This is a genomic window from Streptomyces sp. TAA040 (genome assembly GCF_000424845.1).
In genome coordinates, this window is record NZ_AUKR01000020.1 from 1 (window position 1) to 18,173 (window position 18,173).

At 74.1% G+C, this 18,173-nt stretch carries 17 protein-coding genes and 1 pseudogene; 6 read left to right on the top strand and 12 right to left on the bottom strand.

Annotated elements, in window-relative coordinates; genetic code table 11:
* A pseudogene (locus H300_RS0116705) lies at nucleotides 1-289 on the top strand (ISAs1 family transposase); the annotation flags it as partial.
* Here the strand turns inward: H300_RS0116705 and H300_RS27365 are convergent.
* Both H300_RS27365 and H300_RS0116715 read right to left on the bottom strand, forming a co-directional pair.
* Nucleotides 282-1,124 carry an SDR family NAD(P)-dependent oxidoreductase gene (locus tag H300_RS27365; protein ID WP_486583915.1) on the bottom strand — a complete coding sequence of 281 codons (843 nt, stop codon included), beginning with the start codon at nucleotides 1,122-1,124 and terminating at the stop codon, nucleotides 282-284. The pseudogene H300_RS0116705 and the gene H300_RS27365 overlap by 8 nt on opposite strands.
* On the bottom strand, nucleotides 1,121-2,128 hold the full coding sequence (locus tag H300_RS0116715) for an MDR family NADP-dependent oxidoreductase (RefSeq protein WP_028428341.1): 1,008 nt from the start codon (nucleotides 2,126-2,128) through the stop codon (nucleotides 1,121-1,123). The genes H300_RS27365 and H300_RS0116715 overlap by 4 nt, the downstream gene beginning before the upstream one ends.
* A 227-nt stretch (nucleotides 2,129-2,355) precedes the next feature.
* On the opposite strand from H300_RS0116715, the gene H300_RS0116720 reads away from it, so the two are divergent.
* Entirely contained in the window at nucleotides 2,356-2,961 is a 606-nt protein-coding gene (locus H300_RS0116720) for a class I SAM-dependent methyltransferase (protein WP_028428342.1), read from the top strand.
* A 198-nt stretch (nucleotides 2,962-3,159) separates the two neighbouring features.
* Here the strand turns inward: H300_RS0116720 and H300_RS0116725 are convergent, their stop codons facing one another.
* The gene (locus tag H300_RS0116725; protein WP_028428343.1) at nucleotides 3,160-4,734 is read right to left on the bottom strand and encodes a DHA2 family efflux MFS transporter permease subunit; all 1,575 of its coding nucleotides are present in this window, start codon (nucleotides 4,732-4,734) and stop codon (nucleotides 3,160-3,162) included.
* 189 nt (nucleotides 4,735-4,923) lie between these two features.
* On the opposite strand from H300_RS0116725, the gene H300_RS0116730 reads away from it, so the two are divergent.
* Nucleotides 4,924-6,486 (top strand): FUSC family protein, encoded by a 1,563-nt coding sequence (locus tag H300_RS0116730; protein WP_028428344.1) that lies wholly within the window; start codon nucleotides 4,924-4,926, stop codon nucleotides 6,484-6,486.
* Between the two features lie 302 nt (nucleotides 6,487-6,788).
* Complete coding sequence (locus H300_RS0116735) at nucleotides 6,789-7,835, top strand: lactonase family protein (protein ID WP_028428345.1); 1,047 nt, start codon at nucleotides 6,789-6,791, stop codon at nucleotides 7,833-7,835.
* Nucleotides 7,836-7,974: 139 nt separating this feature from the next.
* Here the strand turns inward: H300_RS0116735 and H300_RS0116740 are convergent, their stop codons facing one another.
* Together H300_RS0116740 and H300_RS0116745 are read right to left on the bottom strand one after the other, a co-directional pair.
* Nucleotides 7,975-8,901 (bottom strand): sirohydrochlorin chelatase family protein, encoded by a 927-nt coding sequence (locus H300_RS0116740; protein WP_106966858.1) that lies wholly within the window; start codon nucleotides 8,899-8,901, stop codon nucleotides 7,975-7,977.
* Between the two features lie 249 nt (nucleotides 8,902-9,150).
* Nucleotides 9,151-10,116, bottom strand: a complete 966-nt coding sequence (locus tag H300_RS0116745) for a BadF/BadG/BcrA/BcrD ATPase family protein (RefSeq protein ID WP_028428347.1) — start codon at nucleotides 10,114-10,116, stop codon at nucleotides 9,151-9,153.
* 220 nt (nucleotides 10,117-10,336) lie between these two features.
* Between H300_RS0116745 and H300_RS0116750 the strand changes: the two genes are divergently transcribed.
* A complete protein-coding gene (locus tag H300_RS0116750; protein WP_028428348.1) occupies nucleotides 10,337-11,014 on the top strand; it encodes a uracil-DNA glycosylase in 678 nt (225 codons plus the stop codon).
* 52 nt (nucleotides 11,015-11,066) lie between these two features.
* Here H300_RS0116750 and H300_RS27370 read toward each other — a convergent pair whose 3' ends face one another.
* The 3 genes from H300_RS27370 to H300_RS0116765 all read right to left on the bottom strand — a co-directional run bounded on the left by H300_RS27370 (nucleotide 11,067) and on the right by H300_RS0116765 (nucleotide 13,494).
* Entirely contained in the window at nucleotides 11,067-11,300 is a 234-nt protein-coding gene (locus H300_RS27370) for a hypothetical protein (RefSeq protein ID WP_051270119.1), read from the bottom strand.
* 237 nt (nucleotides 11,301-11,537) lie between these two features.
* Nucleotides 11,538-12,623, bottom strand: coding sequence for a glycosyl hydrolase (locus H300_RS0116760; RefSeq protein WP_028428349.1), 1,086 nt, complete (start codon nucleotides 12,621-12,623; stop codon nucleotides 11,538-11,540).
* A 211-nt stretch (nucleotides 12,624-12,834) separates the two neighbouring features.
* Complete coding sequence (locus H300_RS0116765; RefSeq protein ID WP_028428350.1) at nucleotides 12,835-13,494, bottom strand: DUF305 domain-containing protein; 660 nt, start codon at nucleotides 13,492-13,494, stop codon at nucleotides 12,835-12,837.
* A gap of 188 nt (nucleotides 13,495-13,682) precedes the next feature.
* Between H300_RS0116765 and H300_RS0116770 the strand changes: the two genes are divergently transcribed.
* The gene (locus H300_RS0116770; RefSeq protein WP_028428351.1) at nucleotides 13,683-15,164 is read left to right on the top strand and encodes an LVIVD repeat-containing protein; all 1,482 of its coding nucleotides are present in this window, start codon (nucleotides 13,683-13,685) and stop codon (nucleotides 15,162-15,164) included.
* Here H300_RS0116770 and H300_RS0116775 read toward each other — a convergent pair.
* The 4 genes from H300_RS0116775 to H300_RS0116790 all read right to left on the bottom strand — a co-directional run bounded on the left by H300_RS0116775 (nucleotide 15,133) and on the right by H300_RS0116790 (nucleotide 18,108).
* Nucleotides 15,133-15,807 (bottom strand): TetR/AcrR family transcriptional regulator, encoded by a 675-nt coding sequence (locus H300_RS0116775; protein ID WP_028428352.1) that lies wholly within the window; start codon nucleotides 15,805-15,807, stop codon nucleotides 15,133-15,135. The genes H300_RS0116770 and H300_RS0116775 overlap by 32 nt on opposite strands.
* A 242-nt stretch (nucleotides 15,808-16,049) precedes the next feature.
* Nucleotides 16,050-16,223 carry a hypothetical protein gene (locus H300_RS31535; RefSeq protein WP_158678377.1) on the bottom strand — a complete coding sequence of 58 codons (174 nt, stop codon included), beginning with the start codon at nucleotides 16,221-16,223 and terminating at the stop codon, nucleotides 16,050-16,052.
* A 228-nt stretch (nucleotides 16,224-16,451) separates the two neighbouring features.
* The gene (locus H300_RS0116785; protein ID WP_028428353.1) at nucleotides 16,452-17,156 is read right to left on the bottom strand and encodes an HAD family hydrolase; all 705 of its coding nucleotides are present in this window, start codon (nucleotides 17,154-17,156) and stop codon (nucleotides 16,452-16,454) included.
* Between the two features lie 10 nt (nucleotides 17,157-17,166).
* A complete protein-coding gene (locus tag H300_RS0116790; RefSeq protein ID WP_028428354.1) occupies nucleotides 17,167-18,108 on the bottom strand; it encodes a M56 family metallopeptidase in 942 nt (313 codons plus the stop codon).
* Nucleotides 18,109-18,173: the final 65 nt, after the last annotated feature.

Sequence of the window (18,173 nt, forward strand, 5' to 3'; positions counted from 1 at the left end):
GGTCTACGTGATCACGAGCTTGGACGTCTTCGACGCCACCCCGGCCGAACTCGCCTCCTGGATCAGAGGTCACTGGGGCATCGAGAACCTCCTGCACCACGTCCGTGATCGGACCTTCCGCGAGGACGACTCCAAGGTCCGCACCGGACACCTGCCCCGTACCATGGCCGGCCTACGCAACCTCGCCATCAGCATCTTCCGGCAGAACGGCGACACCAACATCGCCGCCGCCCTCCGGCACACCGGCCGCGACCACCGGCGGCCTCTGACAGCTCTGGGCCTTACGTGATCAACCCGGACAGATCGCGATCACGCAATGACCTTGGGCCGGGGACGCCGCGGAAGCGGAACGGTTCCGGCTCCCGGCCCGCCTGGATCACCCAGCACTCCCCGGTGCCGTCCCCGAGGACCAGGCGCAGCACGGTGTCGGCCACGGTCTGCGTGGGGATGATCGGGGTCCCCTGCCGGGCGAGGATGTCGCGCAGCTCGTCGATGATCGGAGTCTCCGCGTATCCGGGGCAGAGGGCGTTGAAGCGGATGCCTTCGGGCTCCAGGGCGGGGCCGAGGGAGCGGGTGAGGCCCACGACGGCGTGCTTGTTGGCGGCGTAGAGGGGGTCGAGGGGCACCGCGGCGAGCCCGGCCAGGGAGGCGGTGGCGATGATGCAGCCGCCCCCGCGTGCCCGGAGAGCGGGGAGGGCGGCGTGGGTGCCGAAGACGACGCCGTCGAGGTTGGCGCCCATCGCGCGGCGGTAGCGTGCCAGGTCGAAGTCCTCGCCGACCCCGCACCCGGTGGAGACACCCGCGTTGAGGACGGCGATGTCGACACCGCCGCACAGCTCGACGGCGTACTCGACCAGGGATCGGTTCGCGTGCGGGTCGGACACGTCGCAGGCGTGGAAGTGCCCGCCGATCCGGTCGGCCACCTCCTGCCCGCCCTCCGTGTCGAGATCGGCGACCACGACGTCCGCGCCCGCGGCGGCCAGGGTGAGGGCCGTGGCCCGGCCCAGACCGCCGGCTGCGCCGGTGACGAGGGCGGTCTTGCCGTACAGCGGAGTGGGGTCCTGCGCCGCGGTGCTGCCGGGAGCCGTAGCGGGGCCGGCCGCCGTCGGCCGGTCGCCGCTCACGTCAGTTCCAGGACGAGCTTGCCGGTGTTCTCCCCGCGGAAGAGCATCTGGAGGGTGGCGGGGAAGTCGTCGACCGTGCCCCGCACGAGGTGCTCCCTGACCTTGACGCGGTCCTCGGCGATCCAGCCGGCGACCTCCCGTGCGGCCTGCGGATAGCGCTTGGAGTAGTCGAGGACGACAAACCCCTCCATCCGGGCGCGGCGGACCAGCAGGGAGAGGTAGTTGGACGGTCCGCGGACGCCGGTGTCGCTGTTGTACTGGCTGATCGCCCCGCACACGACGACCCGGGCGTGCATCGCGAGCCGGGTGAGCGCGGCGTCGAGGATGTCGCCCCCGACGTTGTCGAAGTAGACGTCGATCCCGTCGGGTGCCTGTTCGCGCAGTGCGGCGCGGACGTCGCCGGTCCGGTGGTCGATGGCGGCGTCGAACCCCAGCTCCTCGGTGAGCAGGGCGCACTTGGCCGCTCCGCCGGCGATACCGACGACGCGGCAGCCCTTGACCTTGGCGATCTGGCCGACCATGGTGCCCACGGCGCCCGCCGCGCCCGAGACCACGACGGTTTCGCCCGGCTCCAGGGCGCCGACGTCGAGCAGGCCGAAATAGGCCGTCATGCCCGGCATGCCGAGGGCGCCGAGATAGGTCGGGGCGGGTGCGAGGGAGGTGTCGATCTTCCGGACGCCCTTGCCGTCGGAGACGATCTGCTCCTGTACGCCGAAGGTCCCCACCACATGGTCGCCCGGCTGGAACTCCGGGTGGTGCGAGGCCGTCACCTCGACGATCGACGCCGCCCGCATGACGTCACCGATGCCGACCGGCGGCAGGTACGAGGGGCGGTCGTCGAGCCAGCCGCGCATCGCCGGGTCGAGCGAGAGGAACCGGGTCCGCCCGGCGAAAGCGTGCGGTCCCGGCTCCTGAACGTCCGCGGAGACGTGTTCCCAGTTCTCCGGTTTCACGTCGCCCACGGGCCTGGACGCCAAACGGACTTGGCGGTTGGTCGCAGCCATGAAGCCTCCATGCGTCGATGACCCTCCGACCATACCGACCAGTAGGTACGTGCAGGGGTGTGAGATGTGTCACCCAGGGTGCCGCTGTCTGCCGCGCGCGGCTGGGACCGGGACGCGTCCCGGCGCAGCGCGGAGAAGCCGGAGCCCCGAAGCCCCAGTCGGTGACCACCGGCAGGCAGGCGGGAACGTCCGCCCTTCGGGGCGGAGAGGATGTCAGACTGGCTCGCATGAGCCGCTGGACGGAGTTGACCGGGAAGACGTCCGGGGAGGAGTACGCCGCACGGTTCGGGGCCCTGGCTCGCAGCGGTGTGGACGTGCACGGTGAGGCGCGGTTCTGCGCCGCGCTCGTGCCTGCCGGAGCGCGGGTGCTGGACGCCGGATGCGGTACCGGGCGGGTGATGATCCGGCTCGCGGAACTCGGGTACGACTGCGTCGGGGTGGATCTCGACGCGTCGATGCTGGCGGCGGCGCGGAAGCAGGCTCCGCGACTGCCGTGGTTCCAGCAGGACTTGGCAGAGTTCGATCCTGCGCTGCTCGGCATCGCAGCGGGCTTCGACCTGGTCGTCGCCGCGGGGAACATCTTTCCCCTGCTCGCTCCCGGCACCGAGACCGCCGTGGTGCGGCGGCTGTCCGCCGCCCTGCGCCCGGGAGGCCTCCTGGTCGCCGGCTTCGGCCTGGACGAGGTCCACCTGCCCGTGCCCCCGGGCCTCACGCTGCCGGAGTACGACGACTCCTGCGCCGCGGCCGCTCTCACTCTCGTCGACCGCTTCGCGACCTGGGACGCCGATCCCTACAACGGTGGCGGCTATGCGGTCAGCGTCCACCGCCGTTGACGGGCCGGATGTCCCGGCCGCCGGGGCCCCGGCGGCGCCGCGCGGCAGGTGGGGAGGCCGCCCCCTTAAGGCCTCCCTCCTCCCGACGGTGCGGGAGGGCACCCGGGGGGATTCGGAGCTGCTCGGGTGGAAGCCGTGGGGACGGCACCCCCGAAGCCCCCTGCCCGCTGCCCGGCGGGCGGTGGACGGAGGGCGCGGTCAGCCGGGCAGGGACCGGTCGACGGGCGGTGGACACCGCGGAGCCCCTCCGGGATCGAGCGGGGGTGCGCTCAGGGCGCAGTGCGTACGGCACTCGGGCGCCGCGGGCTGCGGCTCCGGGGCCGTGGTGCCGCCGGCCGCCAGCACGTCCCGCCGTACGGTCGCCGCGGCGAGGGCCGCGCCGACCACCAGCACCGCCGCGCACAGCACCATCGCCCGCCGGAAGGAGGCGTCGAAGGCCGCCGGGTCCCGGTAGGCGTCCTCGCCCATGCCGGAGAGCAGCGGCAGCGCCGCGACCGCCACCAGCCCGGCCGCCCGTGCCACCGCGTTGTTGATGCCGCTGGCCAGCCCGGCCCGCGAGACGTCCACCGAGGCCAGAACGGTCGCGGTGAGCGGGGCGACGAGCAGCACCATCCCGCAGCCCAGGACCAGCAGGGCGGGCAGCACCGCGGTCGGGTACGACGCACCCGGGCCCACCCGCACCATCAGGAGCATGCCCGCCGCGCACAGCAGGGGACCGGCAGTCAGGGGGAGCCGGGGACCGATGCGCCTGCCGAGGGCGCCGGACCGCGCCGACAGCAGCAGCAACAGCACGGTGGTCGGCAGCAGAGCGGTGCCCGCCGCGAGCGCCGAGTAGCCCAGCACCACCTGCAACTGCACCACGGAGAGGAAGAAGAACCCGCCGAAGGCCGCGTAGACGCAGAGCGTCACCGCGTTGACCGCGCTGAACTGCCGGGACCGGAAGATGCCGAGCGGCAGCATGGGCGACGCGATCCGCCGTTCCCGCACGACGAAGGCCACCGCCGGCACGATCCCCGCGACCGCCGCCACGGCCACGGCCGGGCCGGGATCCGGCTCGGCGGCGGCGATCAGGGCGTAGGTGATCCCGCCCAGCGCCAGCGCCGCCAGCGCGGCTCCGCCCGCGTCGAACCGGCCGTGCGCCGACGGATCGCGGGTCTCCGGGACGTGCCGCAGCGCCACCGGCACGCACAGCGCGGCGAGCGGCAGGTTCAGCAGGAAGACCCACCGCCAGCCGGGCCCGTCCACCAGCCAGCCGCCGATGAAGGGGCCGACGGCCGCCGCCACCCCGCCGAGCCCGGACCAGGCGCCGACTGCCCGTGCCCGGTCGTCCGGGTGGAAGGTGGCCTGGATCAGTGCCAGCGACCCCGGGGTGAGCAGGGCTCCGCCGACCCCCTGGAGTGCCCGGGCCGCGATCAGCGCACCGGAGTTCCAGGCCAGTCCGCAGAGCAGCGAGGCCAGGGCGAACCAGACCACTCCCACCACGAACACCCGCCGCCGGCCGAAGCGGTCGCCCAGCGCTCCGCCGAGCAGGATGAGCCCGGCGAGGGTGAGCAGGTAGGCGTTCACCGTCCACTGGAGCACCGACAGCCCCGCGTCCAGGTCCGCGCCGATGCGGGGGAGCGCGATATTGACGACGGTGCCGTCCAGCATCGCCATGCCCGAGCCGAGCACGGTGGTGAGCAGCACCCACCGGCCGCGTGGTGAGCCCATCCGGACCCGTTCGGCCGCTGGACCTCGGTCGGCGTCGGGGGAGGGTCGGGCAGCTTCGTCCATACCCGGATCATCCCCGCTCGCCGCCGCCGATGCGGCCCCGGCACTCCGGCCCGTCCGTGCCTGTCCGGCCCCGGGCGGCAGGCGGCCGGGTGCCGGCGGGCGGTCGGGCCCGACTGCGCTACGCTGACGGAAGGCGCTGCTGCTTCCGCGGCGCCTTTGCCATGCCGGGACGAGGAGAGGACGCAGCCGGTGCTCAAGAGGGTGTTCGTGGTTCCGGACCCGGGACGGCTGCGGCTGCGCAGCGCCATCCGGTCCGTCCTCGGCATCGGGGCCGCTGTGACCGCGTGTGCGGCTGCCGGGCACACGCTTCCCGCCGTCATCACCGGCGGGCTCGCCGCACTGCTGGCCCTCTTCACGGTCACCGACCCGACGGTGCGCGGCCAGGTCCGCACCACCGTGCTGCTTCCCGCTGTCGGGTTCCCGGTGCTGGCCCTCGCGGCCGGTCTGCACGACCACCCCCTGCTGCGCGACGCGTCGTTCCTCGCCGTGGCCGCGGCGGGCGTCTACGTCCGCCGCTGGGGTCCGCGCGGCCACGCGCTGGGCGTCTTCGGGTTCATGACCTTCTTCGTGGCGCAGTTCCTGCACACCCTCCCCGGCCAGCTCGTCGAGCTGTACACGGCGGTCGCCCTCGCGCTGCTCGCCTCCTCGACGGTCCGCTTCGGGCTGTGGTGCTACGAACGCCGGCAGCCGCCCCCGGCTGCTCCCGCGGTGCTGCCGGGCTCGGGCCTGGGGCGCACCACCACCCGGCAGGCGGTCCAGGTGGCCGCCGCCGGCGCCTTCGCCCTGGCCGCCGGGCAGCTTCTCTCGCAGGAGCGCTGGTACTGGGCGGTCGGGGCCGCGTGGTGGATCTTCGTGAACACCTCCTCGCGCGGCGAGACGCTGGTGCGCGGCTTCCGGCGGGTGTTCGGGACCGTCTGCGGGATCGCCGCGGGGCTGCTGATCGCTGTCCCGGTCCAGGGGGCCCTCGCGCCCACCGCCGCGCTGGTCGGCCTCTGCGTCTTCGCGATCTTCTACACGGCTCCGGTCTCCTACAGCTGGATGATGCTCGCGGTGACCCTGATGGTCGCGCTGCTGTACGGACTGCTCGGTGTACTCGACCCGGCTCTGCTGGCGCTGCGCCTGGCGGAGACCGGCGCGGGGGCGCTCGGCGCCGTGGCCGCGGTGCTGCTGGTGCTGCCCGTCACGACGCACGCCGCTACCCATGCCTGGGTCGAGCGCGCGGTGCATCTGGTGCACGGCTGCACCGCGGCCGCCGGGCGCCGCCTGGCGGGGGACCGGGACGCCGATCCGGCTCCGCTGGTCGCGGAACTGGAGGCGGTGCTCGGCCGGGCACGGGTCTCCCTGGCTCCTCTCCTGCACCCCCTGAGCCCGCTGCGCGCGCGCAAGGCGCGCGCCCGCCAGGTGATCGCGCTGCTGGACGACTGCGCGTACCAGGTGCGCGGGCTCGCCGCCGTCGCCGCCGATCCGCAGGCCTCGCACGACGACCGGCTGACGGAGGCCGCCCGGCGGGTCGAGTACGCCGTCCGCGCGGTGGTGCCGCGCGTACCGGCGTCCACCGGGCACCACCCGCCGCGCCCGGTGGCGATCGCGCCGCCGCCACCGGCACACATGCTCCGGGACCGGCACCGCCCCGCGGCCGCCGAGGCGGCCCTGGGGCACCTGCACGGTCTGGAGAGCCTGCTCACCGAGCTGGCCGGCCCCCTGCACAGCCCGCCGCGAGCCCCGCTGGCGGCGTCTCCTTCCGCCCGCTGAGCGAGTCCCTGCTCAAGTGGCCGGCTCGCCGCACAACCGTGTCGGCCGGGCGGCGCCCGTCCGCCTTGACCCCGCCCGTGCGGAGGAACCGCGCTCCAATCCGTACCGCGCCGGTGCGGGAGTGGAGTACGGCGCGTGGGCGGTATGTGACGGCGTGGGGCCTGTTCGACCAACAGACGGTAAAACCGCGAGGCGGCCCGGCCTTCGCCGCGAGTCTGGTCCAGACCAACTGTTACCGTCGGCTGGACAACTACCGGGGGTGTGATCTCTGCCCGGTGAACGGGCGGGAAAGAGGCGGTTCAGTGGGTGCCAGGGGCTACGGGCAAAGGGCGTACATCGGTTCCTTCACCTCCGCGGGTGGACTCGGCATCAGCACGGCCGAGGTCGACCCCGACGGCGGAGGGCTCCACCTGCTCGACCACACCGACGCGGTCGCCGACCCGTCGTACCTGGCGCTCGCGCCTGGTTCCGGGACCCTCTACGCGGTGAGCGAGACCGGCCCGGGAGCGGTCGCGGCCTTCTCGCTGGCCGATCCGGACCGTCCTGCGCTGTCCGGGCCCGCGGTCGCGGTCGGCGGCGACGCCCCGACCCACCTCACGGTCGCGGCCGGGAAGCTCTTCACGGCGAACTACGCCTCCGGCAGCGTCAGCGCCCTGCCTGTGGAGGCGGACGGGACCCTCAACGGCCACCCGCCCGCGGTCCTGCCCCACCGGGGCTCCGGCCCCGACGCCGAACGGCAGCAGGGGCCGCACGCCCACTCCGTGGTCGCCGACGCCGACTGGCGCTGGCTCCTCTCCGCGGACCTCGGCACCGACTCCGTATGGGTCTACCGGCTGGATCATGCGGCGGCCGAACCCCTCCCGCACCGCGAGTTCCCGCTGTGGTCCGGCAGCGGGCCCCGCCACCTGGCCTTCCACCCCGCGGACGAGTACCTCTACGTGATCAACGAGCTGGACTCCACGCTCGGGGTCTGCCGATGGCACGGAGTCGAGGGCACGCTGGAGCCGCTCGGCCGGTACAGCACCAGGACCGCCGGTGCGCAGGGCGACAACTACCCCTCCGCCCTCGTCGTCTCGGCCGACGGGCGGTTCGCCTGGGCGGCCAACCGGGGGGACGACAACATCGCGGTCCTGGCCCTGGACGGGGACGCCGTGACCCTCACGGAGACGGTCCCCTGTGGGGGCCACTGGCCGCGGGACCTGGCCGTCGACCCGGCCGGCCGGCACCTCTACGCGGCCAACGAGCGCTCCGGCGACGTGGCCTGGTTCGACGTCGACCCCGTCACGGGCGTCCCCCGGGCCGCCGGCAGCGTCCGGGTGCCGGCGGCGAGCTGCGTGGTCCTCGGCTGAGGGGCCGCCACCGACCGGAGCCGTCCCGGGAAGGCGGAACGGCTCCGGTCGGGGCCCGGAAACGGCGGAGCGGGCCCCGCCGCCTCCCGGGGCCCGCTCCCGCGTTTCGACCGTCCGCCGGTCGTCCGCCGCTCGCCGTTCAGTGCGCCGAGGCCCCCTGGGTGGGCTGCTCCTTGCCGATGCCCGCCTGGACACCGAACGCCGAGGCGACCAGCTTGCCCAGTCCCGGATAGGCGCCGAGCGGCTCCGCGGACTGGCAGTCGGCCTCCTTGGCCGCTGCGGAGAGCAGGCCCTCCGGGACCTCGGGGCCGATCAGGCAGGGTGCCAGGGCGAGCTGCTGCGAACCGGACGTCCGCAGCTGTTCCGCCGCACGGGCCACCGCGCCCTCGTCGTCCAGCGCCGCCGCCAGCACCGGCACCGCGAGCCGCGCGGCGAGCAGCATCCCGGTGATGCCGGCCACCTGCACCGCCTCCTCGCCGCCGAGGGTGACCAGGACGATCCCGTCCGCGGCGGTCGCCACGGTGAACAGCCTGGCCCGGTCGGCACGCGCCAGACCTGCCTCGGACAGCCGCACGTGCACGGCCTCGGCCAGCAGTGGGTGCGGCCCCAGCACATCGGTGAGCTGCGCGCCGGATCCGCTGTTCAGGACGGCCTGGCGGATCCTTCGCATCAGCGCGGCGTCCGGCCCGGCCAGCAGGGGCACCACGATCGCCGGTGCCTGTTCGGCGGCCTGTTCGGCGGCGCTGTCGTCGAGGCCGTCCCCCTGGGGGCTCCCGTGCTCGGAGCCGGCCTTCGCGAGGACGGTCTCCAGCTTCGGGAACTCCTCGTCGTCGCCCTCCAGGTAGCCGATGCGCGCGTTCAGCCCGGGCAGCTCGGAGCGGGCTATGCTCACGATCTCCTCGGCCAGTCCGCGGTGCTCCGCGCTCGGGGTGCCGGGCAGGGCCAGGACCAGGGCAGGGGCGCCCTCGGGCGCGACGACGGGCTCCGGCCGGCGGTGCCGTCCGGGCTGGCGGGGACGCGGCATTCGTACGGGCAGGCCACCTTCGGGCCCAATGGAGGAGCTCATGGCGCCGCATGCTAATGCCTTGATGGGCTTGGTTGTTCGGGCGGGGTCGAGGACTACTGCTATGTCACGATTCCTCCCGCGAGTCGCCGGATCGGAACGACGGCTGTCTTGGTTGCTTCCGCCAACGGCTGTCGGGGCCGGAACCGCGTTCCACCACGTCGCGACCGGCTGGCCGGCCCGCCTGCGGCCGTGCGGTGTTCCCCCGGGCGATGTGCCCTGCGGCGCTCGGGCCGGCGGGCACCGGGCGAGTCAGAAGACCTCGAGCAGGCCGCTCTCCCGCGGGAGGCGCAGCGAACCGGTGGTCAGCCGGGAGGCGATCAGCAGGGCCCCGGCCAGCGGGTCCCCCTCGGCCGGAACCGGTACGGCTGACGGAAGCCGCTCAGCCAGTGCCGACCGCAGCGGGCCGAGCAGCGGTTCGCCGAGCCGGAACAGGCCACCGGTCAGCGCGGGCCCGCTGCCCGCGCCCTCCGGGCACACGGCGGCCGCCGCGCAGGCGATCTCGCGGGCCGCCGCCCAGAGGATGCCGCCCGCCACCTCGTCCCGGGCGGAGCAGCGGGCCACGGCGGGCGTGAAGGAGGCGAGCACCGCGGCCCGGTCGGTGCGTGAGTAGAGCTGCGCAGGCAGCCCCGCGACCGGGCCGAAGAGGTCCTCGGCGGCGGCCAGCAGCGCGGCCGAGCCGCCCTCACGGCCGTCGTGCGCTCGCAGCGCCGCCTCCAGGCCCAGCCGTCCGATCCAGGCCCCGCCGCCCGCGTCGCCGAGCAGGTGGCCCCAGCCGTCCGCCCGCCGCCAGGACCCGAGGTCGGTGCCCAGCGCGATCAGTCCGGTGCCCGCGGCCACGACGGTGCCCGGTCGCTGGCCGAGCGCCCCGGCGTAGGCGGTGACCGCGTCGGCGGCCACGGCGATCCGGTGCACGCCAAGCGCGTCGCGCAGGGCGCCGGGGAGCTTGCCGCGGAGGTCGGCACCCAGCCCGGTCAGCCCGGCGGCGCCGAGGCAGACCGCGCCGACGCGCCCCGCGTGGCCCGCCGCTTCGGCCAGCAGCTCGCGCGCAGCGGGCAGCACGGCGGCCAGGACCGCGCCCGCGTCGATGCCGTCGGGCCCCGTGGGGGCCGGCGGGGCCGTGACGATCCGGCTGGCCGGCGGGCGTTCCCGTGCGGGAGCGACGGCGACGCGCAGTCCGGAGCCCCCGGAGTCCACGCCGAGCACCCAGTCGGTCACGTCGGAGGCCCGGCAGCCGGGGCGGGGCGGCGGCCGGTGGGCGGCAGGCCCCGACCGGGCACCCGCGGAGGCCGGCTCGTGGGGCGAACTGTGCGGGACCTCATGCACCGGCTCCGGAGGGAAGAAGGAGTGACGCTCGGCGGCAAGCGTAGGCCACGCTCCGGGCGGCCCTGCCCGCGTGATCGACCGTCAGGGGGCCGGGCCGGTAGAGTGACGCGACGTGGCAGCACGACCGTTGAGTGAACTTGTGGAGTCCGGCTGGGCCGAGGCCCTGGGGCCGGTGGCCGGGCGTGTCGCGGAGATGGGGGACTTCCTGCGGGCGGAGATCGCCGCGGGGCGGACCTACCTGCCCGCGGGGCAGCACGTCCTGCGTGCGTTCCAGCAGCCCTTCGACGAGGTACGGGTACTGATCGTGGGTCAGGACCCGTATCCGACGCCGGGCATGCCGATCGGCCTCAGCTTCGCGGTGGCGCCCGAGGTGCGGCGCCTGCCCGGCAGCCTGGAGAACATCTTCCGCGAGCTGCACACGGACCTCGGCCTGCCCCGGCCCTCCAACGGCGACCTGACGCCCTGGACCCGGCAGGGTGTCCTGCTGCTCAACCGGGCGCTGACGACGGCCCCCGGCAAGCCGGCTGCGCACCGGGGCAAGGGCTGGGAGGACGTCACCGAGCAGGCCATCCGGGCCCTCGCCGCACGCGGCAAGCCGCTGGTCGCCGTCCTGTGGGGCCGCGACGCGCGCAACCTGCGCCCGCTGCTCGGCGAGGTACCGGCGGTCGAATCCGCCCACCCCTCACCCATGTCGGCGGACCGGGGCTTCTTCGGCTCCCGACCGTTCAGCCGCACCAACGACTTCCTCCTCGGCCAGGGCGCCCCGCCGGTGGACTGGCGCCTTCCCTGATCTGCTGCTCGGGGGCGACTGCGGTGCGTACCGGCGGGGCCGTGCGGCGCGCTCAGCCGAAGGGCGCCACCAGCAGCGGTATCCGGCGCAGGTCCTCCAGGGTGAACCGCAGGCCCGCGAGAGCGCAGAGCGCCCGCATGCCGGCGTCGCCGTCGGTCTCGCCGGGCCCGAGCCAGTCGTACGCGAGCGTGCCAGTGGTGGTGAACGCGGCGTGCAGCTCGTCGGGCATCCCGTCGGGATCCGTGGCGAGGTCGAGGCAGTCGCTCTCGATGTCGGCGAGTTGCACCCCGTCGACGGCGTAGGACAGGCCGGGTCCGGTGTTGATCAGCTCGGCGGCCGCGGCGGCGGCGCGGCCGCGTCGTCGAGCGTGTGAGGGGTGAATCCTGGTGTGGGCACGGGGTCTCCTGTGCGGGTTCGCGCTGCGGCGCGGTGGCGTCGGTGGTGGTGCCGCAGCGGGGCCCGCACCGTCCCCGGCTCTGCCGGGAGGGCCGGGGCACGCGGGTGGTCGCCGGGGGAGGGCCCTTCAGAGGAGGGTGGCCCGGACGCACAGGACGTCCGGAAGGTGGGAGGCGAGCTGCGTCCAGGAGTCGCCGTCGTCGGCGCTGGCGTGGACCTCGCCGTTGCGGTTGCCGAAGTAGACGCCCGCCGGATCGGCGTTGTCGGTGCACAGCGCGTCGCGGAGCACCACGCCATGGTGCGGTCCCTCCGGCAGGCCGACGGTGAGTTCCGTCCAGTTCGTGCCGGCGTCCTGCGTCCGGTAGACCCGGCAGCGGCGCTCGGCCGGTACGCGGTCGGAGTCGGCGTTGAGCGGGAAGAGGTACGCGGTGTCCGCCCGGTGCGGGTGGGCGGCCACGGGGAAGCCGAAGGTGGACGGCAGTCCGGCCTCGATCGCCGACCACCTGCCCCCGGCGTCGTCGCTGCGGAAGACGCCCCAGTGGTTCTGGAGGTAGAGGCGGTCAGGGTCCACGCTGTCGCGGGCCACCTTGTGCACGCACTGGCCGAACTCCGGCTCCGGCTCCGGCATGAAGACGGCCGAGACGCCGCGGTTGGCCGGTTCCCAGCTCTCCCCGCCGTCCCCGGTGCGGTAGACGCCCCCGGTGGATACCGCCACCGTGACGGACCGGGAGTCGCGGGGGTCCACCAGGACGGTGTGCAGACCGAGCCCTCCGCCGCCCGGCTGCCACTGCTCGCGGGTCGGGTGGTCCCACAGGGCACGCGTCAGGGTGAAGGAGCTGCCGCCGTCGGTGGAGCGGTAGAGGGCCGCGGGCTCGGTGCCGGCGTAGACCACCTCGGGTTCGTCGGCGCCGCCCGGCGTGAGCTGCCACAGCCGCTCCAGCGACGCGCCGGTGTCCCCGGGGAAGCGGACGGCCGGCTGCGACGGTTCGTGCCAGGTGCGGCCGAGGTCGTCCGAGTGGAAGACCGAGGGGCCCCAGTGGCTGCTGTCCCCGCCGACGAGGATGCGGGGGGCGGCGCGGCGGGTGTCCACGGCCGCCGCGTAGACGGCCTGCTCCTTGTAATGCGGTCCGTCCACCTCCCACGAGGCGCCGTTTCTGCGCCGGAACAGGAAGAGACCTTTGCGGGTGCCCACTGCGAGCAGTACGTCCGTCATGGCGGTGACCTCCGGAGGCTGCTGTTGACCGGGATGGCAGCAAGTCTGCACCCGACCACCGACACTCGCGCCCCGACGCCGTCGCCGCAGGTCGGCGGGGTGCGCCCGGTCGCCGGGCCGGCAGGAGGACGGCGCTCACGGGCGGGGCGGGGCCGTGGCCGGACCCGCCCCGCCGCGGCCCCGCGACCCGCGGGACGGCGAGGGCCCGGACTCAGTCCAGCGTGCGCATTCTGGCCACTTCCGCGCTCTGCTGGGCGGCCATCTCGGTGGCCATCTCCTCGACCGTCACGTCGTTCCCGTCGGCCAGTACGTCCTCGGCCATGGTCACGGCCCCCCGGTGGTGGGTGGCCATCAGGGTCAGGAAGAGCTCGTCGAAGTCCGCGCCGCGGGCCGCCCGCAGCTCGCCCAGTTGCTCCTCGGTCGCCATGCCGGGCATGGCGGCGTGGTCGTGCCCTTCGGCGCCCTGGGCGCGCCCTTCGGCGTCGTTGCGCTTCAACCAGGCCCGCATGGTGGCGATCTCGGGGCGCTGGGCCGTCTCGATCCGTTCCGCGAGCTTCCCGACCGTTCCGTCGGAGGTGTGCCTTTCGGCCAGATCCGTCATGGTGAGTGCCTGCCGGTGGTGCTCGACCATCATCGTCATGAACCGGAAGTCCGCCCCGTTCGGCCGCCTCTGCTTGTCGCCCGCCTCGCGCGCCTCCTCGACCGAGACGGTGCCGGACGTCCGGCCGGGTTCTCCGGGGGCGATGACCCGCGCGCCGTCGTCCGGCTGCGCTGCCTGCCTCGATGCGCCGGTGCAGCTCGTGAGAAGCGCCGCGGAGGCCAGTGCGGAGGCCAGCGCGGCGGTGTACGCGGTGCGGGGGCGTGCGGTCACGTGATCCTCCGTGGGGGCCGGTGCGGTGTGTCCCTGTTCCCACCGGGGAGCCGGACCGGTCGGGTGGCGGGTGTCGGTCACAGGGGCGATTCCCACTGTTGGTGTGTACATGCCTACGCCATACTTCCGGGGTCCGTGAACCACCCGGGAGGGTCCGGGCGGCAGGTTGCGGATCAGAGGAGGAAGCAGTGACGCCGTTGCACACACCCCCCGTGCGGCGCAGACGTTGGGGCGTCGCGGCAGCCGCACTCGGCATGCTCGCCGCCCTGCTGACGGCCGGACCGGCCGCGGCCACCCCCGATCCGGGGGACGGCCCGCCGGCCACCGGGAAGGTCGACGGGAGCGACCGTGCGAGGGCCGAGGCCGCGATCCGCGACGGGGACGTCCCCGGTTCGGGCGAGATCGACCACAGCCGCAACATCACCCACCTGGCCAACGTGCCCAAGGGCGCCCTCCAGGGGACCAATTCCGACCTGGCCTTCCAGGGCCGCTACGCCTTCGCGGGCAACTACGACGGCTTCACCGTCTACGACATCAGCCGTCCCGAGTCGCCGAGGACCGTGAGCGAGGTGCTCTGCCCCGGCGCGCAGAACGACGTCTCCGTCTCCGGTGACCTGCTGTTCCTCTCGGTCGACTCCTCGCGGAGCGACGACAGCTGCCGCAGCACCTCGCAGCCGGCCACCGAGGAGGAGTCCTGGGAGGGCGTCCGGGTCTTCGACATCAGCGACAAGGCGAACCCCCGCTACGAAGCGGCCGTCGAGACGCCCTGCGGCTCGCACACCCACACCGTGGTGCCCACCAGGAAGAACGTTTACGTCTACGTCTCCTCCTACTTCCCCAGCGCCTCCTTCCCCGACTGCCAACCACCGCACGACGGCATCTCGGTGGTCAAGGTGCCGCGGGAGTCGCCGCAGAAGGCCTCGCTCACCGGGTTCGCCGGGCTCTTCCCCGACGGGGGCTTCCCCGGGGACCCGGACCGGCCGGAGAAGCGCGAGACCTCCGGCTGCCACGACATCACGGCCTTTCCCGCGCTGAAGCTGGCCGCCGGAGCCTGCATGGGCGACGGGGTGCTGCTCGACATCAGCAGGCCCGAGCGGCCCACGGTCGTCGACCGGGTCCAGGACCGGGAGAACTTCGCCTTCTGGCACTCGGCCACGTTCAGCAGCGACGGCCGCAAAGTGGTCTTCACCGACGAGCTGGGCGGCGGTGGCAGCGCCACCTGCAACGCCGAGGTGGGCGAGGAGAAGGGCGCGAACGGGATCTACCACGTCCGCGGCAAGGGGAAGAAGTCGCAGCTCTCCTTCCGGGGCTACTACAAGATCCCCCGCCACCAGGCCGACACCGAGAACTGCGTGGCGCACAACGGCTCGCTCATCCCGGTCAGGGGCCGCGACATCATGGTGCAGGCCTGGTACCAGGGCGGGGTCTCCGTCTGGGAGTTCACCGACTCCGAGCGGCCCCGGGAGATCGCCTACTTCGAGCGCGGCCCGGAGAGCACCGACGTGCTCTCCTTCGGCGGCTCGTGGTCGGCCTACTACTACAACGGACGGATCTACTCCAACGACCAGCGGGGCCTCGACGTCCTGCGCCTCGACGACCGGAGGACCGACCCGGCGAAGCGGGTACGGCTGAACGAGCTCAACGTGCAGAGCCAGCCGCGCTATCACTGAGCTCCGCCGGAGCCGCGAACGAAGACCCCTCGGGCGGACCGCTGTCCGGGGGGTCCCCCATGTCCCAGCGCAGTCCGTACCGGCCGAACAGCTCGGCCCTCAGCCGCGGCAGCGGCATCGGCGCCCCGGGCAGCAGCACCGCGACGACGGCGCCCATCAGCAGGGCGCGCAGCAACGGGTACTCCACGTCCGGTTGCGCGCTCCCGTAGCGCACCATCGCCCCGTGCAGCAGGGCGGCCAGCCGCTGCTGCTCGTCGCACTGGACGAAGCCCTCCTGCTGGAGGATGCCCGCCATGTGGGTGCGCATCAGCTTCGGTTCGTCTCGCGCGAGGCTCAGGATCGCGTCGATGGCACGGGCCAGGGTCTCCCGGCCGGCGTCGGGGCCCGTGGGCGGCGGCTCCCTGTCGAGGCCTGCCGTGAGGGTCAGGCGCATCAGCCGGTGGACGGCGGACTGGAGGAGCTGCCGCTTGCCGGGGAAGTAGTAGGAGACCAGCCCCCGGGCCGCGCCGGCCCGGTCCGCGATGTCGCCGAGCGTGGTCGCCTCGAAGCCGCGGTCGCGGACGAGCTCGATCGTCGCCTGGAGCAATCGCTCGCGCGAGCGCCGGCGCAACTCTTCATTGACCGATGCGCTCCGAGGGGACATCCTGTACTCCTGCGTTGACTGGCTACGAGCCAATATACTCAGCGAGGTCTTGCGGAGGGCCGTGGGTCGGTCGTTTCCGCAATCCGACTCCGGTACGGGCGACGCGGGGGATCGCCCGTACCGGGGCTGTGCGCGGCAGGGTGGTCGGTCGGCAGACCGGTTTCGGGGCGCCCGCAGCCGAGTGCGGCGCGCGCTCGGCCGCGCGGCTCGGCGGCGGGACGCGCTGAAGTGGAGAGGCGCGCTCAGGCGGCCTTGGCCATCTCCCGCAGCGCGGCGTCGAGCCAGTTCTCCCTGAGCTTGGCGAACTCGGCCAGCTCCTCGGGCGTCCAGGACCGGGGCACCGCCGCGAACGCACGCATGTCACGGTTCGCCTCGTGGGCCGTGGGCGCGGGGGAGTTGTCCGGTGAGGTGGTCATGTGTCCCACAGTAGACGGAGCCACCGACAGTGCCGATGCGCCCGATTCGCCCGATCTGGCGCATTGCCGCAGGTCGGGCCGCAGATGCCCCCACTGGTGGGCGTGCGCCGGTGTGACGCAGATCCCTCCGGGAACACCCCCGCTGCACGGTTCCCGCCCGTGGCAGCGGGTAGGAAAGATGCCTTCGCCTGCCCTGGTCGTGTGCTCCGACGCGCGGAGCCGGCCGCTTCAGCCCACCAGGTCCAGCACCGGACGAAGTCCGTGGGGGCGTTCGTCCACCGGGAGGTGGTCGACCAGGTGCAGCGCGCAGCCGAGCGCCGTCGCCCCGCCGTCCGCGACCCTGTCGTCGCCCACCATCAGCACCCGCTCCGGCGCACGGTCCAGCGCCCGACAGGCCACCCCGAACAGCCCCGCCGCCGGCTTCTGGAGCTCGTGCTCGAAGGACAGCACGTAGGTCCCCACCCCCGCGTCGAGCCCGTGCGCCCGGAAGACGGGCCGGACGTCCCAGCCCACGTTGCTCACCACGGCCACCGGCACGCCGGCTTCCCGCAGCGCGTCGAGCACCTCCCGCGCGTCCGGGTACGGCCGCCACGACTCCGGCAGCAGGTGCCGGTCGTAGAGGAGGTCCGCCAGTGCGGGATCCGGCAGTCCCGCCCGCCGGATGAGGGCCGTGTACGCGGCGCGGTGGTTCTCCGCCGTGGTGTCCCGCTCCCGCCACAGCGGCTCCAGCTCCGCAGGAAGGGCGCGGGGGGCGGGGCCGCCGGGCAGTGCCCCGAAGTGCACCAGCTCCTCCGCCAGATTCCGCTGCTCGTCCTCGGGCAGCCGCAGCCCGGCCTCGTCGAGCGCCGACCGGAGCCAGGTGTCCGTGGGAACGACCCGCAGGAGGGTTCCGGAGAAGTCGAACAGCACGCCGTCGATCCGCGAAGTGGTCATGCGCCCGAAACTACCCCAGGGCCCGGAGACCGGGCAGGAAGGCCACCAGCAGCGGCAGGACCGGGACGCACGAGGCGAGTGCCGTCACCCGCAGCCGCCGGGCGACCGAGAGGCGGTCGGCGGGCGCCAGCAGCCGGTTCACCCGCTGCGGCACCTGGGTGCCCTGCGACGGGCAGGGGCCGAACACGCCGCGGTCCTCGTTGAGGCCGACGAGCGCCAGTGCGGTGGTGAGCCGCCCGTACCTGCGCGAGGCGACGTCGTCGGCGGCCAGCTCCACCAGCCGGTGCATCTGATGCCGGAAGGCGCGGAAGACCAGCATCCGCGGGAAGCCCGCGGCGAGTGCGGCCGAGCAGTGCAGCAGCCAGTCGTGCCGGGCCCGGACGTGGCCCTCCTCGTGCGCGAGCACCGCGTCCAGCTGACGGCCCCGCAGACGGCGCAGCGCGGCAGTGGTGATCACCAGTCGGGGGGTGCTCCCAGGGCGCCAGCGCGCCTCGGCGCGCTCGTCCTCCAGGACGATCAGCCGCTCGTCGGAGTCCTTCTCCTCGCCGGGCAGCAGAGGGGATCGGGTCTGCAGCTCGGTGCGGCGCCGCCGGCGGCGCGTCCGCGCGCCGAGGATCTCGCGGCCGAGCATGGCCGCCGTCCAGGCGCCACCGCCGAACAGCGCGACGGCGAGCACCGCCGCCCACGTCTGCCCGTCCGCGGAGAGCGCGTACGCCTCCAGCACCTGCTGGGGGGCCGGTCCGAACACCGGGCCGCGGATGGCGTGCCAGGCCTCAGCGGCGCTGAGCGCCATCGCCAGCACGCAGCACAGCAGGACCGCCGCCACCACGCACTGCCACACCCACAAGGCCAGCACCGGTTCCCGGTCCGGCCAGGAGGCACGGGCCAGTACGCGCGGCGCCGTCGCCGCGGTCAGACCGCCCAGAACCAGAAGCGCGAGCGCGACCATCATGCCTGCCAGGTTAGAGCGGCCCGCTGACCCGGGGTACGTCACCACCACCGAAGTGACGCACGCCT

Coding starts and splice junctions, on each gene's coding strand:
- H300_RS0116715 (WP_028428341.1), bottom strand. CDS start 2,128: ATGGCTGCGACCAACCGCCAAGTCCGTTTGGCGTCCAGGCCCGTGGGC.
- H300_RS0116720 (WP_028428342.1), top strand. CDS start 2,356: ATGAGCCGCTGGACGGAGTTGACCGGGAAGACGTCCGGGGAGGAGTAC.
- H300_RS0116725 (WP_028428343.1), bottom strand. CDS start 4,734: ATGGACGAAGCTGCCCGACCCTCCCCCGACGCCGACCGAGGTCCAGCG.
- H300_RS0116740 (WP_106966858.1), bottom strand. CDS start 8,901: ATGAGCTCCTCCATTGGGCCCGAAGGTGGCCTGCCCGTACGAATGCCG.
- H300_RS0116760 (WP_028428349.1), bottom strand. CDS start 12,623: ATGACGGACGTACTGCTCGCAGTGGGCACCCGCAAAGGTCTCTTCCTG.
- H300_RS0116775 (WP_028428352.1), bottom strand. CDS start 15,807: ATGTCCCCTCGGAGCGCATCGGTCAATGAAGAGTTGCGCCGGCGCTCG.
- H300_RS31535 (WP_158678377.1), bottom strand. CDS start 16,223: ATGACCACCTCACCGGACAACTCCCCCGCGCCCACGGCCCACGAGGCG.
- H300_RS0116785 (WP_028428353.1), bottom strand. CDS start 17,156: ATGACCACTTCGCGGATCGACGGCGTGCTGTTCGACTTCTCCGGAACC.
- H300_RS0116790 (WP_028428354.1), bottom strand. CDS start 18,108: ATGATGGTCGCGCTCGCGCTTCTGGTTCTGGGCGGTCTGACCGCGGCG.